This window comes from Bradyrhizobium sp. T-12, assembly GCF_058314695.1.
The window spans coordinates 5941846-5957490 of sequence record NZ_CM177756.1 but is presented as its reverse complement, the minus strand read 5'-3'; the positions used below and the strand labels follow the sequence as shown (position 1 = coordinate 5957490).

At 63.6% G+C, this 15645-nt stretch carries 19 protein-coding genes; 3 read left to right on the top strand and 16 right to left on the bottom strand.

Annotation, left to right across the window (positions count from 1 at the left end; all coding sequences use genetic code 11):
- Position 1: 1 nt before the first annotated feature.
- The 6 genes from AC0WRY_RS28450 to AC0WRY_RS28425 form a co-directional block, all read right to left on the bottom strand.
- Positions 2-445: a DUF1801 domain-containing protein gene (locus tag AC0WRY_RS28450; protein ID WP_491121981.1), complete on the bottom strand. Its 444-nt coding sequence runs from the start codon at positions 443-445 to the stop codon at positions 2-4.
- 9 nt (positions 446-454) lie between these two features.
- Entirely contained in the window at positions 455-658 is a 204-nt protein-coding gene (locus tag AC0WRY_RS28445; protein ID WP_211416182.1) for a hypothetical protein, read from the bottom strand.
- Positions 659-703: 45 nt separating this feature from the next.
- The gene (locus tag AC0WRY_RS28440; RefSeq protein WP_491121979.1) at positions 704-1135 is read right to left on the bottom strand and encodes an SRPBCC family protein; all 432 of its coding nucleotides are present in this window, start codon (positions 1133-1135) and stop codon (positions 704-706) included.
- Positions 1132-1455, bottom strand: coding sequence for an ArsR/SmtB family transcription factor (locus AC0WRY_RS28435; protein WP_491121977.1), 324 nt, complete (start codon positions 1453-1455; stop codon positions 1132-1134). Before AC0WRY_RS28435 ends, AC0WRY_RS28440 begins: the two co-directional genes overlap by 4 nt.
- Positions 1456-1546: 91 nt before the next feature.
- A complete protein-coding gene (locus AC0WRY_RS28430) occupies positions 1547-1996 on the bottom strand; it encodes a DsrE family protein (protein ID WP_194404064.1) in 450 nt (149 codons plus the stop codon).
- 41 nt (positions 1997-2037) lie between these two features.
- Positions 2038-2658, bottom strand: coding sequence for a hypothetical protein (locus tag AC0WRY_RS28425; protein WP_491121974.1), 621 nt, complete (start codon positions 2656-2658; stop codon positions 2038-2040).
- A 330-nt stretch (positions 2659-2988) separates the two neighbouring features.
- Between AC0WRY_RS28425 and AC0WRY_RS28420 the strand changes: the two genes are divergently transcribed.
- Together AC0WRY_RS28420 and AC0WRY_RS28415 are read left to right on the top strand one after the other, a co-directional pair.
- Complete coding sequence (locus AC0WRY_RS28420) at positions 2989-4503, top strand: SUMF1/EgtB/PvdO family nonheme iron enzyme (protein ID WP_211416185.1); 1515 nt, start codon at positions 2989-2991, stop codon at positions 4501-4503.
- Positions 4504-4520: 17 nt separating this feature from the next.
- Positions 4521-4970 (top strand): DUF4399 domain-containing protein, encoded by a 450-nt coding sequence (locus AC0WRY_RS28415; protein ID WP_491121972.1) that lies wholly within the window; start codon positions 4521-4523, stop codon positions 4968-4970.
- Here the strand turns inward: AC0WRY_RS28415 and AC0WRY_RS28410 are convergent, their stop codons facing one another.
- The 10 genes from AC0WRY_RS28410 to pqqA form a co-directional block, all read right to left on the bottom strand.
- Positions 4971-6026 carry a 2-oxoacid:ferredoxin oxidoreductase subunit beta gene (locus AC0WRY_RS28410; protein WP_211416187.1) on the bottom strand — a complete coding sequence of 352 codons (1056 nt, stop codon included), beginning with the start codon at positions 6024-6026 and terminating at the stop codon, positions 4971-4973. It abuts the gene before it with no gap.
- Positions 6023-7870, bottom strand: a complete 1848-nt coding sequence (locus AC0WRY_RS28405; RefSeq protein ID WP_194404059.1) for a 2-oxoacid:acceptor oxidoreductase subunit alpha — start codon at positions 7868-7870, stop codon at positions 6023-6025. The genes AC0WRY_RS28410 and AC0WRY_RS28405 overlap by 4 nt, the downstream gene beginning before the upstream one ends.
- Positions 7840-9639: an FAD-dependent oxidoreductase gene (locus tag AC0WRY_RS28400; RefSeq protein WP_491121970.1), complete on the bottom strand. Its 1800-nt coding sequence runs from the start codon at positions 9637-9639 to the stop codon at positions 7840-7842. The genes AC0WRY_RS28405 and AC0WRY_RS28400 overlap by 31 nt, the downstream gene beginning before the upstream one ends.
- Before the next feature lie 240 nt (positions 9640-9879).
- Positions 9880-10557, bottom strand: coding sequence for a hypothetical protein (locus AC0WRY_RS28395; RefSeq protein WP_491121968.1), 678 nt, complete (start codon positions 10555-10557; stop codon positions 9880-9882).
- 13 nt (positions 10558-10570) lie between these two features.
- Positions 10571-11557, bottom strand: a complete 987-nt coding sequence (gene pip / locus AC0WRY_RS28390) for a prolyl aminopeptidase (protein ID WP_285807708.1) — start codon at positions 11555-11557, stop codon at positions 10571-10573.
- The gene (pqqE, locus tag AC0WRY_RS28385; protein WP_491121966.1) at positions 11547-12728 is read right to left on the bottom strand and encodes a pyrroloquinoline quinone biosynthesis protein PqqE; all 1182 of its coding nucleotides are present in this window, start codon (positions 12726-12728) and stop codon (positions 11547-11549) included. The genes pip and pqqE overlap by 11 nt, the downstream gene beginning before the upstream one ends.
- Complete coding sequence (gene pqqD, locus AC0WRY_RS28380; protein ID WP_126255155.1) at positions 12725-13036, bottom strand: pyrroloquinoline quinone biosynthesis peptide chaperone PqqD; 312 nt, start codon at positions 13034-13036, stop codon at positions 12725-12727. The genes pqqE and pqqD overlap by 4 nt, the downstream gene beginning before the upstream one ends.
- 12 nt (positions 13037-13048) lie before the next feature.
- A complete protein-coding gene (gene pqqC / locus AC0WRY_RS28375) occupies positions 13049-13828 on the bottom strand; it encodes a pyrroloquinoline-quinone synthase PqqC (protein WP_194404054.1) in 780 nt (259 codons plus the stop codon).
- Complete coding sequence (pqqB, locus tag AC0WRY_RS28370) at positions 13825-14754, bottom strand: pyrroloquinoline quinone biosynthesis protein PqqB (protein ID WP_491121963.1); 930 nt, start codon at positions 14752-14754, stop codon at positions 13825-13827. The genes pqqC and pqqB overlap by 4 nt, the downstream gene beginning before the upstream one ends.
- A 131-nt stretch (positions 14755-14885) precedes the next feature.
- Complete coding sequence (gene pqqA, locus AC0WRY_RS28365) at positions 14886-14966, bottom strand: pyrroloquinoline quinone precursor peptide PqqA (RefSeq protein WP_007595659.1); 81 nt, start codon at positions 14964-14966, stop codon at positions 14886-14888.
- Positions 14967-15227: 261 nt separating this feature from the next.
- Between pqqA and AC0WRY_RS28360 the strand changes: the two genes are divergently transcribed.
- Positions 15228-15485: a DUF6894 family protein gene (locus tag AC0WRY_RS28360; protein ID WP_194404052.1), complete on the top strand. Its 258-nt coding sequence runs from the start codon at positions 15228-15230 to the stop codon at positions 15483-15485.
- The last annotated feature ends 160 nt before the right edge of the window (positions 15486-15645 follow it).

The following is a 15645-nucleotide window of genomic DNA, read 5'->3' as shown; positions in this document are numbered from 1 at the left end:
TCTATCCCGATCGCTTCACCTGCTTCTTCTTCGCCTTGCTCGCATTCAGCTCCATCGCCGCGCGGATCAGCGCCTTCAACGCCTTCTCGTTGACCTTCTCGCCCTCGCGAATATCGATCGCGCGCCGCACATTGCCGTCGAGGCTGGAATTGAACAGGCCTGAGGGGTCATCGAGCGCCGCGCCCTTGGCGAAGGTCAGCTTCACCACTTCCTTGTAGGTCTCGCCGGTGCAGATGATGCCGTCATGCTCCCACACGGGAACGCCGCGCCATTTCCATTCCTCGACGACATCAGGGGCGGCCTCCTTGATCAGGCTGCGGACCCGCGCCAGCATGTCGCCGCGCCAGTCGCCGAGCTCCTTGATCCTGCCGTCGATCAGCTTGGAGGGGGAGGCTCCATTCGCGTCCGACGCGCCGGTCTTCTTCGCGGTCACGGTCTTTTTCATGCTCTCGCCTCACGCGTTGCTGCGGCTGAGATAGGGCTGCGCGAACAGATACAGCCCTGTCGCGAGCAGCGGAATCAGCGGCACGAGCGCCAGGAAGCCGATCCACACGGCCTGGAGCTGCATGATCATGGCGACGATGTTGGCGATGACCGCAAGCGTGAAAGCCATCGACAGCCAACGATGAATTTGCCGTATCCACATCTGCGCGCTCATTAGGTCCTCTCTTGAAAATGTTCGGAAATAGACGCGGGCGGAGAGCTAGGCTCCTCGCGCCAGCACCTCGTCCAGTTTTGCCAAAAACTGCTTCCAGCCGGCCTGCGCACCGCCAAAAGCCTGCTTCTGCGTCGGGCTGAAGCCCGCCTGCTCGACGCGCAGATGCGTGCCGCTGCTGGTCGGCGTCAGCGTGAAGGTGACGACGCTTCTGAGGTCGAAGGCGGCGTCCTCATGCGCGAAGTTCCAGGTGTAGGCGAGACTCTTCTGCGGCTCGAGGGTGAGCACCTCGCAGTCCAGCACGCCGCCCCATTCGCCGCGCAGGTTGAAGCGATGACCGACCTCGGGCTTGAAGTCGTTCTTCATCAGCCAGTCCTCGATCAGATGCGGCTGCGTCAGCGCGCGCCAGAGCCGTTCGGCCGGAAACGCGAATTCGCGTTCGACGACCACGGAGCGCGTCTGGCTTGAGGCTTCAGTCATTGGTCCATCCTCTTCAGGAGATCATCGAGTGCGTCGAGCCGCTTCTGCCAGAAGCCGGCCATCTGGCTGGTCCAGTCGACCAGCGGATCGAGCGCGCCCGGCTGGGCGCTGTAATGGGTCTGGCGTCCCTCATGGCGGTCGCGCACCAGGCCGGCCTGCTTCAGCGCACCGAGATGTTTTGAGACCGCCGGCTGCGAAACGCCGGATCGCACCGTCAATGCCCCGACCGTCTGCTCGCCCTCGCGGCACAGCCGCTCGAAGATCGCCCGCCTCGTGGGGTCGGCGAGCGTCTTGAACAGGATATCGGGGGCGGGGGACATGGAAAATCCATAACCTTTGAGTTATGGATTGATGCATAACCGTGGAGTTATGGGTAAGTCAAGGGGTATCGGACGCCGTGGCGCGTCGCGCCTACGGCCGCAAGTACAGATACCCCTGCGACTGCAGCTCGGCCAAACGAACCACGCCGCCCTTCTCCGCGCTGACGAAGCCCGGCAGCAGCTCCTTCAGCGTGACGTTCTGCGCCTTCATCGTGTTGCCGCAGGCGGCGAGCTCGACGCCGTCCTTGGAGAATTCGCCGATCCGCTTGCTGAGATCGGGGTTGGCTTGGCCAGCGTGAAACGCTTTCAGCGCCGGACCGTGGATCACCAGCGCGATCGTGACGTGTTCGGGGCCACCGACCCCGTCGATGTGGTTCTGGATGTTGCCGAGCACGAAGTTGACCTTCTCGGCGTCGCTGAGGTGATAGACCACTTTCAGCTTGTTGCCCGCGCCCGCTTCCGTCGCGGCTTGCGCACGCGAGGCGCCGAACGCTGCGCCCAGCGCCGAGACGGCGCTCCACAGGATGTTCCGGCGGTTCATGGCGATCTCCCTCGACTGGGTCCAACTTTGCCGAAGGAATATCACTTGTGGCGCAGTGCCGCGAGTTCCTTGCGGTCGGTCACCAGCGAAGCGCATTCGCTGGTATCGGTGCGATCGAGCCGGAAAATCCTGTCGTCGGCGCCGCCGACGAGCGATCGCTCGGCGTCGTCGTCCGGCTTGTTGTTCTGCCAGACCCTGACGCGCTCGAGCCGCACGATCGCCGACCTGTCGTCCTTCGAGAGTGCAACGCCGATGCCGCCGCCCTCGCAGTCGACGCCGCAACCCAGGCGGACTTCGTTGCCGCCCTTGGTGAACACAGCGTGATTGCACGAACCGCTCGAATCGAAGTCGCCGGAGCGATGCCGGTACCTGAAGCCGAGCCGGAAGGAGTTGTGCAGCTCCTTGTCCTCCTTGTCCAGCTCCGCCGAGATCAACAGCTTCATCGAGGCGACCTTCTGCTTCGGATGCCGCGCAAGATGGTCGGCATCGTAGCGGCGGACGAAGCAGGCATAGGCTTTTGCGCCGGGGGCGCCCGCATACATGCGCGCATTGAAGGTCTCGGCTTCAGCCTTGCTGGCCTCACGGATGTCGTCGCCTTCCTCGGCCTGGGCGGCGCCGATGAATGCGGCAAGGGCAAGCGGGAGGACAAGAGCAAGCTTCATGATCGCACCGGGCGCTTGGCGGCAATAGCCCGCCGCGGCAGGGCGGCGCAGGCCTGCCATTAGTCGCGGCGCCAGCGCACTGCGTTCAGGCCTTCGGCACGGTCACCCGCGCGACTATCCCGGCACGAACTCGGGCCGTCGTCTCAGGCCTGGCCTTAGTCATTGATGGCACCAAGAAGGTTCAACTGATGCACTCCTTGATTTCTCCGGAACCCGATGTCGGCGATGGCGGCGACATTGTCTCGGTTCGACAATGTGGTAGCGTTCACAAACGGCCGCCTTTGGCAGTCGTAAGCTGGGGCTGCCTTGTAAGCGTGTGGAGTCCCCCGCATGGGCGAAATTCGCAACTTCAGATCCGGCAATCAGGATGAGCCGCCGCCACACGGCCCCATGCCTCGCCGTCTCGCAGCGATCATTGTCGGCGACATCGCTTCCTACAGCCGCATCATGCAAGCGGACGAGGAGGGAACGCATGTTCGCGTCAAGCGGATCGAGCGCGATATCATCCAGCCCAGCATCATCGAGCACCATGGAAGTCTGGTGAAGACCACGGGCGATGGCTTCATCGCCATCTTCGACAGCCCTGTTGAGGCCGTTCGCTGCAGCATCGTGATCCAGCAGAACCTCATCGGCCGCAATGCCTCGCTCCCAAAGCATTCGCGGCTCGAATACCGGATTGGCGTCAATCTCGGCGACGTGATCGTGGAGCCGGACGATATCTACGGCGACGGCGTCAATATCGCCACACGTATCGAAGGCATTGCGGAGCCTGGTCAGGTTTACATCTCGGGCGCGATCTACGAGCAGATCAAGCACAAGGTGGTGTGCGGCTATGAGTCGCTCGGAGACCGCAAAGTCAAGAACATCACCGATCCGGTGCGTGTCTATCGCGTGCTGCCGGATGCAGATGCGGTCGGCAGGACGCGAGGGCGGCGCGAAAATACCCTTATCTTCCTTTTGGCCATCACGGTGCTGATTATCGCGACCGGCGTGCTCTGGTATTTGCTGGTGCAGCCCGGCAGGATCAACGAGCAGGCCGCCACGCCCACCGCCGCCCCGGCCGCGCTGCCGCAGGAGGCAGCGACGCAGACGCCACAACCCTCCCCATCATTGGCTTCCGCCCCTCCCTCGCCGTCGCCGGCGCCGGCGCCCAGCCCATCGGCGACGCCGCCTCGCGAACCCGAGATGATCGCCATTCGCGGCGGAAGCTTCGCGATGGGAAACAATGATGACCCGACCGAACGACCTGTCCACCAGGTCGCGGTCAAGCCGTTCTCGATCGGAAAATTTCCGGTAACAGTGCGGGAGTGGAACGAGTGCGCCGCCGCCGGGGCGTGCGGATTCACGGCCACCGGCAAGGACGATGCCCCCGTCAGCAACGTGAGCTGGGCCGATGCGCAACAATATGCCGCCTGGCTCGCGCAGACGACGAAGAAGCCTTACCGCCTTCCGAGCGAAGCCGAATGGGAATATGCCGCGCGCGGCGGAACGCAGACCAAATATTGGTGGGGCGACAAGCTCCAGCCGGGCATGGCCGGGTGCAAGGATTGCGGTGATCTTGCGGCTGAGCAGCCGGCCAAGGTCGGCAGCTTCAGGCCCAATCCATTCGGGCTTTATGACATGGGCGGCGGCATCGATCAGTGGGTCGAGGACTGCTGGCATAAGACCTATCAGGGCGCGCCGGGTGACGGCTCGGCATGGAGCAGCGGCGACTGCAGCTCTCATGTCTTGCGCTCGGGTTCCTGGAAGAACGATTCGAGATATGTGCGGCCGTCAAACCGCGATGGTTACGACACTAATGTTCGTTACCCTACACATGGATTCCGTGTCGCACTGAGTCCATAAGTGCTGGAGTAAGTTTGATGAAGATCATTGCCTGTGTCGCGCTGGTAGTGGCGATCGCATTGCTACCGGGCGCGGCCCGTTCGCAGGGCAAAGCTGCGCCCAAGGACGCCAAGCTCTATTTCATCACGCCGCATGACGGGCAGAAGGTTCGCGGTGGGGTCTGGGTCCGGTTCGGCTTGCGTAACATGGGTGTGACGCATGCTGGCGACGACTACCAGAACGCCGGCCATCATCATCTGCTGGTCGACGTCAACGACCCCATCGATCCGAATGAGCCGATCCCGCAAGACAAGTCGCACCTGCATTTCGGCGCAGGGCAGACCGAAACCATGCTTGAGCTTGCGCCGGGCACGCACACGCTCCAGCTGGTGCTCGGCGACGCCAAGCACTATCCGTTTCAACCGCCGATCGTGTCGGAGAGGATCACGATCCGCGTCAGGTCGCCGGCCTCGGCGCGGAACAAATGATTACCGCAGGCTGGCGTTGATCTTGTCCAGCACGGCCGAGCCCGGACACAGCGTGTCGGCCTCCAGCGAGTTGAGCGGCGTCTCGACCGTGTTGAGGTGCTCGTGCAGATCTTCCGCGTCGGGGTCGACGTAGAGGAGACCGGTGACGATCTGCCCCTTGGCGGCGTGCTTCGCGAGGAAGGTCTGGGCGCCGAGCCGGTCGTGCGGATCGTAGTCGGCGTCGATCTTGCGCAGCGCGATCTTGCTGCCGTCATGCTGCTCGACCATCTGCACCGTGCCGGGCGCATAGTCGACGGCGATGGGATCGCGGCCGACCAGCACGTCTAGCCGGTTCACGGCGTCATTGTGCTCGCGGACATAATCAAAGCTCTTGGTCGAGCCGGCGTGGTTGTTGAAGGCAATGCAGGGGCTGATGACGTCGATGAAGGATGCGCCCTTGTGGCGGATCGCGGCCGCGATCAGCGGCACCAGCTGGGTCTTGTCGCCCGAGAACGAGCGCGCGACGAAGGTGGCGCCGAGCTGCAGCGCGATCGCGACGAGGTCGATGGCGTTGTCGGTGTTGGTGACGCCCTTCTTGCTCTTCGAGCCGCGGTCGGCGGTCGCCGAGAACTGGCCCTTGGTCAGGCCGTAGACGCCGTTGTTCTCGACGATATAGGTCATGTTGACGCCGCGCCGGATCGAATGCGCGAACTGGCCGAAGCCGATCGAGGCGGAATCGCCGTCGCCGGACACGCCGAGATAGATCAGGTCGCGATTGGCGAGGTTGGCGCCCGTCAGCACTGATGGCATGCGGCCGTGCACGGAGTTGAAGCCGTGCGAATTGCCGAGGAAATAGTCCGGCGTCTTCGAGGAGCAACCGATGCCGGAGATCTTTGCCACCCGGTGCGGCTCGATCGACAATTCGTAGCAGGCCTCGATGATCGAGGCGGTGATCGAATCGTGGCCGCAGCCCGCGCACAGCGTCGAGATCTTGCCCTCGTAGTCGCGATGCGTGTAGCCGAGCTCGTTCTTCTTGAGGCCCGGATGATGGAATTTCGGTTTTGCGATGTAGGTCATGACACGGCCTTGCGGAGCGGGGTCACCTTGAGGTGATCCTGGTGATCGCCAATGGCTTTTGCGATGAAACGGGCGGTGATCGGCGAGCCGTCATAATGCACGATCGGCACCAGACGCACCGGGTCGATGCCGTTCTCGTTGACGATGAGCTGGCGTAGCTGGCTGTCGCGGTTCTGCTCGACCACGTAGACGAAGTCGTGCTCGGCGAGGAAGCTTGCGACGCTCGAGTGGAACGGGAAGGCGCGGATGCGCATCCGGTCGAGCTGATGCCCGCGCGCTTCCAACAGGCCGATCGCCTCGTCCATCGCCGGCGAGGTCGAGCCGAAATAGATCACGCCGTATTTGGTCGGCCGCTCTGCATTGGCCTGCAATGGCCGTGGCACCAGGTCCTGCGCGGTCTCGAACTTCCGCATCAGGCGCTGCATGTTGTCGGCGTAAACCGAGCCTTCCTCGGAGTAGCGCGCATAGCGATCACGCGAAGTGCCGCGGGTGAAGTAGGAGCCCTTGGTCGGATGCGTGCCGGGATAGGTGCGGTAGGGGATGCCGTCGCCGTCGACGTCGAGATAGCGGCCGAAGTCGCGGCCCTCTTCCAGCATCTCCGCGGTCATCACCTTGCCGCGGTCATATTGCTTGGCATCGTCCCACTTCAGCGGCCGGCAGAGCCGGTGGTTCATGCCGATGTCGAGATCGAGCATCAGGAAGATCGTGGTCTGCAGCCGCTCGGCGAGATCGAAGGCGGCCGCCGCGAACTCGAAGGCCTCGGCGGGATCTTCGGGGAACAGCAGCACGTGCTTGGTATCGCCGTGCGAAGCATAGGCGCAGGCGATGATGTCGCATTGCTGGGTGCGGGTCGGCATGCCCGTGGAGGGGCCGGCGCGCTGGATGTTCATGATCACGGCCGGGATCTCGGCGAAATAGGAGAGGCCGATGAACTCGGTCATCAAGGAGATGCCGGGGCCGGAGGTCGCGGTGAAGGCACGGGCGCCGTTCCAGGAGGCGCCGATCACGATGCCGATCGAGGCGAGCTCGTCCTCGCCCTGCACGATGGCGTATTTCGCCTTGCCCGTTTCGGGATCGTGCCGGTACTTCTTGCAATGCGCGGTGAAGGCCTCCGCCACCGACGATGACGGCGTGATCGGATACCAGGCGCACACCGTAGCGCCGCCATAGACGGCGCCGAGCGCGGCGGCGCTGTTGCCCTCGATGAAGATGCGGTCGCCGACCTTGTCGGATTTCTTCACCCGCAGCCCGATCGGACATTTCAAATTCTGCAGCGCCCAGTCGCGGCCGAGATGCAGTGCATGCACGTTGGAGGAGAGCAGCTTCTCCTTGCCCTTGTACTGCTCTCCGATCAGTTGCTCGATCAGCTTGGGGTCCATGTCGAGCAGCGCCGAGAGCGCGCCCAGATAGATGATGTTCTTGAACAGCTGGCGCTGGCGCGGATCGGTGTAGGTCGAGTTGGTGATGGCGGTGAGGGGCACGCCGATCACGGTGATGTCGTCGCGGAACTTGGTCGACGGCATCGGCTTGGTGGAATCGTAGAACAGATAGCCGCCCGGCTCGATGCCGGCGACGTCCTTGTCCCAGGTCTGCGGATTCATAGCGACCATCATGTCGACGCCGCCGCGGGCGCCGAGATGGCCTTCTTCGGTCACCCGCACCTCGTACCAGGTCGGCAGGCCCTGGATGTTGGAGGGGAAGATGTTGCGGGGGGACACCGGCACGCCATGACGCAGGATCGCGCGCGCGAACATCTCGTTGGCGCTGGCCGAGCCCGAACCGTTGACGTTGGCGAAACGGACGACGAAGTCGTTTACGCTGCTGATCGGCTTTTTGTCGGACATGTCGAACCTGCGTGGGTCATCTCGATGAAATATTTCTGCATATCCCAGGCGCCGGTGGGACAACGTTCGGCGCACAGCCCGCAATGCAGGCAGACGTCCTCGTCCTTGACCATCACGCGTCCGGTCTTGAGGTCCGAGGAGACGTAGAGGTCCTGGTCGGGATGCGCCGAGGGGGCCTTGAGCCGCTGGCGCAGATCGCCTTCTTCGCCGTTGGCGGTGAAGGTGATGCAATCCATCGGGCAGATGTCGGCGCAGGCATCGCATTCGATGCAGAGCGAGGTCGAGAACACGGTCTGCACGTCGCAGTTCAGGCAGCGTTCGGCCTCGCCGAGCGCCAGCTTGACGTCGTAGCCGAGCTCGACCTCGGCGCGGATATCCTTCAGCGCGATCACCTTGTCGCGATGCGGCACCTTGTAGCGCTTGTCGACGGAGATGTCGTTGTCATAGCTCCATTCGTGGATGCCCATCTTCTGGGACGAGACATGCACGTCCGGCAGTGGACGTTCGGTAATGTCCTCGCCCGACAGCATCTCGTGGATCGACAGCGCGGCGTCGTGGCCGTGCGCCACCGCCCAGATGATGTTCTTCGGGCCGAACGCGGCGTCGCCGCCGAAGAACACCTTTGGATTGGTCGAGACGAATGTCTTGGGATCGACCTTGGGCATGTGCCATTTGTCGAACTCGATGCCGCAATCCTGCTCGATCCAGGGGAAGGCGTTCTCCTGGCCGACCGCGACCAGCACGTCGTCGCATTCGATGGTCTGGTCCGGCTCGCCGGAGGGAACGAGGTTGCGGCGGCCCTTGGCGTCGTATTCGGCCTTCACCTTCTGGAAGGTGACGCCGGTGAGCTTGCCATTGTCGTGAACGAAGGCGACGGGGACCATGAAATTGAGGATCGGAATATCCTCGTGGAGCGCATCCTCCTTCTCCCAGGGCGAGGCTTTCATCTCCTCGAAGCCGGAGCGGACCACGACCTTCACCTCTTCGCCGCCGAGACGACGCGCGGTGCGGCAGCAATCCATCGCGGTGTTGCCGCCGCCGAGCACGATCACGCGCTTGCCGATCTTGTCGACATGGCCGAACGACACGTTGGCCAGCCATTCGATGCCGATATGGATGTTGCCGGCTGCCTCTTTGCGGCCGGGAATGTCGAGCTCGCGGCCGCGCGGCGCGCCGGAGCCGACGAAGATCGCGTCGTACTTTTCGGCGAGCAGCGCCTTCATGCTCTCGATGCGGTGTCCGCCTTTGAAGTCGACGCCGAGGCCCAGGATGTAGCCGGTCTCCTCGTCGATAACGGAATTGGGCAGGCGGAATTTCGGGATCTGCGTGCGCATCATGCCGCCGGCTTCGGGATCGCCGTCGAACACGGTGCAGTGATAGCCGAGCGGCGCCAGATCACGCGCCACCGTCAGCGAGGCCGGACCGCCGCCGACGAACGCGACGCGCTTGCCGTTCTTCGGCGTGGGCTTCGGCAGGCGCTGCTTGATGTCATCCTTGAAGTCGGCGGCGACGCGCTTCAGGCGGCAGATCGCGACGGGGGTTTCCTCGACGCGTCCGCGCCGGCACGCCGGCTCGCACGGACGATCGCAGGTGCGTCCCAGAATGCCGGGAAACACGTTCGATTTCCAATTGATCATGTAGGCGTCGCTGTAGCGGCCTTGTGCGATCAGTCGGATGTATTCGGGAACCGGAGTGTGTGCAGGACAGGCCCATTGGCAATCGACCACTTTGTGAAAGTAGTCGGGGGCCGCGATATCGGTCGGTTTCATTCCTACCCTGTCCGCGCAGGCCCAAAGACCCCGCGGCCTTTTTTTGTGAGCATGGCGAGCGCTTAACGCGCTTCGATCTGGTTTCTGAATGACGTCATTGGGTTAGCTTATTAGAACGGCTCCGAAGTACAACGGCAAATTTGCGGGATCACCGGCTTTCATGGGAGCCAAGCGCGCACAGCATTAACGGCGGCGCGTGATGCGCGTGCGGTGCAGCATGTTGCGATGCGCGCCGGTGCGTCAACTCTGCGCGATGTCGCTCTTCGCGAGGTCCCACATCAGGCTGTACGTGCCGACGGAGACGGGGGGTGGGACGGGCGCAGCCGCTGGGCCGGTGAAGCGTTCGGCGATCACGGCCGAGACCGCGCCGACATGGGTGCCGTCGATCAGCACGAACCAGTCGCGCGCGCCTTCGTTGCGGATCGCGGGCATGTCCGCCTTTGCGCCGGACAATTCCGGCTCGCTTTCGAGCATGTGCATCGAGATGATGCCGTCACGCTCTTGCGGCGCCAGCTTGTCTTGCAGTGCGTCACGCCACGCGGCCGCATTGTCCGCGGTGGGACGCAGCCGCACCAGGCCGAGCGCAGCGCCCCGGCCGGTGCCCTTGCTGAGCGTAATGCGCGCCACGACGCGCAGCATGTCCTTGAAACGCGCCATGGACCGCCGTGACCATTCGGTCTGATTGGCGAGCCGCGCGCGATAGGCGGGACTGTCCAGCACGTCGATCGTTTCCGTCGAGTACAGCGAGAGATATTTGGGATTGGCGGCATGCGCGACATAGCGCCGCGCCTCCAGGAAACCCTCGATCGCGACGCGCTCTTCCAGATGCTCGCGATCGTACCAGCGGTTGAAATCGTCTTCATCGGCTGCGTCGATATTCATCGACGTCAGCAGCATGCCTTTCCCGGCGAGTGGCATTCTTCTTGTCCTCTCATCGCCCGATCTTCGATGCGAGGTCGGCGATCGACTTCATCACCGCATCCCTCACGCCGGCATCATAGAGCGAATGCCCGGCTTCTTCCACGACGCGAAGCTCGGACGTGGACCAAACTTTCGCGAGCGCGTGGGATGTCTCGGGAGGACACAACAGATCGTAGCGGCCCTGCACGATCATGCCGGGAATGCCGGCGAGCCGGCCCGCGTTCCGCAACAACTGGTCTTCGCTCATGAAGGAATTTTTGACGAAATAATGCGCCTCCATGAATGGCGTCGCCGGCAGCGTGCGCCAGACGTTCAGCGACGCGAGGTCGAGCCGCGTCTTGCCGGGCTTGTGCTCCGATAGAGCGCGCTCGGTGTCGTGCCAGGCCCGCGCCGCAGGGCCGTGCACGGCCGGGTCGGCATCGAGGATGCGACGCCAGTAGGCGTCCACCGGTTGCGCCCGCTCTTCAGGCGGCAGCACGCTGAGAAAATCCTCGTACAGTGCGGGATAGAATTGCGCCAGGCGCACCGTAAACGCCGTCTCAACCTCCGCCCGGGTGCCGAGGAACGTCGCGCGCAGAGCAATGCCGGAGACGCGCTCGGGATGTGCCTCTGCGTAAGCCAGCGCCAATGTCGCGCCCCAGGAGCCGCCGACCACCATCCAGCGTTCGAAGCCGAACTTCTCGCGGATCCTCTCCATGTCCGCGATCAGATGCGCCGTGCTGTTGTGCTCGCGCGAGCCCTTGGGCCGGCTGCGGCCGCAGCCGCGCTGGTCGAACAGCACGGCGCAGAAGCGATCGGGATCGAACAGCCGGCGATGGTCCGGCTGGCAGCCGCTGCCGGGCCCGCCATGCAGATAGATCGCCGGAATGCCGTCGCTGCGGCCGACGCTCTCGACATAGAGCTCATGGCCGTCGCCGACGTCGAGCATGTCGGAGGTCAGCGGCGCAAAAGGATCGGCACGCCTGGCGGAAGCGGCCGCGTCGGCGTCAGGTCCCATTCTCGGATTCCAGGGTGCCGCCGGCGAAATTCCGATAGAGGAAGCGGCTGGTCTCGCCCTCGGCCTCGGCTTCCGCCTGCTTGAAGATGGTCTCGTGCAGCGGCGACAGCGCGCAGGCCGGATCGGTGTTGGCGGCGTCGCCCGTCAGAGCAAAGGCCTGGCAGCGGCAGCCGCCGAAATCGATCTCGCGGAATTCGCAGGATTTGCACGGCTCCTTCATCCAGCCGGTGCCGCGATAGCGGTTGAAGGCCTCGGAGTTCTGCCAGATCCAGGCGATCGAATGGTTGGAGCGCACCGATTCGAACTCGAGCCCGGTGATGCTCTCGGCGGCGTGGCAGGGCAGCACCTTGCCGGCCGGCGAGATGTTGAAGAACTGCCGGCCCCAGCCGCCCATGCATTTCTTCGGCCGCAGCGCGTAATAGTCGGGAACGACATAGTCGATCGCGAGCGTGCCCTTGAGGCGTTCGCGCGCCTCCTCGACAATGCGCGTGCATTCGTCGAGCTGCGCGACGGTCGGCATCAGGGCAGCGCGGCTCTTCAGCGCCCAGCCGTAATACTGGACATTGGCGACCTCCAGGCGATCGGCGTCGAGATCGACGGACATCTGGATGATGTCAGGCAGCTGGTGCAAATTCTGCCGGTGCATCACCGCGTTCACGGTGAGTGGCAAATCCAGCTCGCGCGTCCATTTCGCCACTTCGAGCTTCTTGCGATGGCCGCCCTTGTAGCCGGCAACGCGGTCGGAGAGGCCCTCTTCGATGCCCTGGAAAGAGATCTGCACATGGCAGAGCCCGGCGTCCGCAAGCTCGCTCAGCCGCTCGCGCGTCAGCAGCACGGCCGAGGTGATGAGATTGGTGTAGAGCCCGACATCGCTGGCGTGCTTGACCAGCTCGACCAGGTCCTTGCGCGCCGTTGGCTCGCCGCCGGAGAAATGCACCTGGAGCACGCCGATCTCGGCGAGCTCGCTCAGGACCTTCTTCCATTCCTCGGTGGTCAGCTCCTTGCCCGAGCGGTCGAGCTCGACCGGGTTGGAGCAATAGGGGCATTGCAGCGGGCAACGATGGGTGATTTCCAGCAGCACCGCGAGCGGAATGCCGAAGGTCTCCGCCGTCGAGCGCTGCTTCTCCAGCACCGCGAGGCTGTCGCTGGGTGGGATGGTCACGTCGCTCATGACGTCTTCTCCCTGATCTCGGTCAGAAAGCCCTTGTCGGCGAGGTCCTGCAACATGACGATGACGTCGGCCAGGATCGCCTCGCGGGGAGCCGCGTATTTCGCCGCCAGCTGATCGGATACGTCGCCGACACTGCGCTTGCCGTCGCAGAGCTGCAAGACCTCGACCGCGATCTCGTCCGGGGCCAGCACGCGTTCCGGGGCCAGGATCACCCAGACCTTGCGGGTCTCGTCATATTTCAGCTTGGCATGCCGCGGCAGCACGGGGCGGCTCGCCTCGCTGACGCTGATGTTGCGCGGCCCGGCCATTGCTGCTCCTCTTCAGCCCGCTTTGGGCACGAACGCGCCCGGCGGAATGTTGCCCTCGACATAGGCGTGCTGCAGCGCGTCCAGTTGCACCCACAACACGTTGGTCTTGAAGATCAGCGCGTTGCAGACCGAAGCGCGCTCTTCCGGCGTCCTCGCATGCGTTCTGACATAGTCCAGCGCGAAATTGGCATCGCGCGGCGCCTGCGTCAGGCGGCGCTTGAAGTAGCTCATGATGTCGGGATTGACGAAGTCGTAATGCTCCAGCATGCCGGCGATGCGCTCTTCGTGCAGGTTCGGCGCAAACAGCTCGGTCAGCGAGGACGCGATCGCCTCCAGCGGGCTCTTTTCACGGCAATAGTGCACGTAAGCCTCCACCGCGAAGCGCGTCGCCGGCAGGATGCCTTCGGTGGATTCCACGTAGGCCGTGTCGAGGCCGAGGCCTTCGGTCAGCTTGATCCAGCGCTCGATGCCGCCTTCGCTGCCGACATCGCCGTCATGGTCCTCGATGCGGTGGCGCCATTCCACGCGCGTGGCGCGGTCGCGGAAGCGCGAGATCACCACCGCGTCCTTGATCGGGATCGTGCTCTGGTAATAGTAGCGGTTCAGCGCCCAGGCCTGCACCTGGCCCTTGTTCAGCTTGCCGCCGTGCAAGAGCTTATGGAACGGATGCAGGCTGTGATAGCGCGTCGCCCCGATATGGCGCAGCGTCGCCTCGAGCTCCTCGGCGGAGTTGAGCCTGATATCCCTGCCGATCGAAAGCGCAGTCATTCCCGTCATTGACGCCGTAGTCACAGCACGATCTCCGTTCCATCCGCCGGTATCTGCCAGCCCGCCGCCTCAGCCGTCTTGCGCTCGGGTGAGGCAGGCAGCAGCGCCGGGTTCGAGTTGTTGATATGCAGAAATATCTTCCTGTCGATATTGAGGTCGGCGAGGCGCGCGATGGCGCCGTCGTCACCGGACATGGCGACGTGTCCCATGCTCTTGCCGGTCTTGTGACCGAGCCCGGCCCTGATCATCTCGTCGTCGCGCCAGACTGTGCCGTCGAAGAACACCAGCGAAGCGCCGTCGATCTCGGTCTTGAGCGCGTCGGTGATTTCGGCGCAGGCGGCGATGAAGTAGAAATATTTGCCGGTCGACTTGTCGGTGATCTTCAGGCCCAGCGTATCGCCGTCGCCGCTCTCGCCGCCGGGATGCGCCTTGCCTTCCAGATACCAGGCCGACTTGCCCGAGACCGCGAACGGCAGCACTTCGAGCCCTGAACGTGCACCATCGGGAAGGCGGGGCTCGAACGGCTCATGGATGCCGATCAACTGGCGCCGCACGTGCTTCTCGTTCAGCACGTTGAAGATGCTGTTGCTGGCCAAGATCGCCAGCACTTTCTCATGCGCATAGATCGTGAACGGCGAGCTCTCGCGCATCGAGAGCAGGCCCGCCACCGCATCCACTTCGCTGTTGGTCAGGACCACGCCCGCGATAGGCGTATGGCGCAGCGCACCGGCCTTGGGGTGTAGCTGCGGCGTGGCATTCAATTGCTGGCGCAGGTCGGGGGAGGCGTTGATCAGGAACCAGTTGTCGCCGTCGCCACTGAAGGCGATCGAGGCTTGCGTCCGGTGCAGCTCATTCCCGCCATTGCGGGCCGCCCGGCAGCCCTCGCAGCCGCAATTCCACTGGGGAACCCCGCCGCCGGCTGCGGCGCCCAGGACGACGACGCGAAGCATGATCCGTCTCCTGGAAAGGAACACGCGCGGTGGATCTCAGGCCGACGCAAATGCCGACACGGATTCTTTCCTTCGGAAACGCGTCGTGACCGAAAGATCCACCGCCGCAGAACGCGAAATCGCCAACCGGCTTACTTGCGGGTGGCGCTCACATACATGTTGATTTCCATGCCACAGGGCACTTCGACGATCTTCGGGGCTTTCCATGCCATTTTAGCTCTCCATTTTTGCGAATTCGGACGTATCCGCCCACCCTCTAAGTTAATGCGCGCCGAGAAGTTCGCTAGTGAAATTTTCCCGGACCTAGGTAGTAGGCCTCCCGAATTGCTGCGCTGCAAGAGAGCGCATTCCGGCCGCAAAGATGCGCGAATGACACACCAAAATGCCGATAGGTCGTGATCCCTGTCGGGATAAACGAGTTGTGAGTTTAGAACGGCTTCCAATCGGCTACAGGCGACCCCATTGGATCAGGCATGCCCAGATATTTCTTCAACACCCGTATCGGCGACGAACTGATCGTGGATCCTGATGGCGAGGACCTGCGCAACCCCGATCGCGCCTGGGAGGTCGCCCGCCAGATGATCCTGGAGGTGGTGAAGTCCGAGGGCACCCAGCGGGCCCTGCTCGAGGCGGTGATCGAGGTGACCGACACCGAAGGCGAGGTCGTGCTGGAGTTTCCCTTCACCGAGGCGCTGCTGGACATCCCGGATCCGTCCGCGACAAGGCATTAGAGGCACGCGAGGTGCGCTGCCTCCCCCACTTGCGGGGGAGAGCTGTGGAGAGGGTGTCTCCGCAAGCGAGAACCCCCAGGGGACAGAGCCCTTACCCGTGCTTCGGCGCGATTACGTGCTGAGCGCCCGCCCTTCACCCCCGCGAAATCCGCATGGCTTT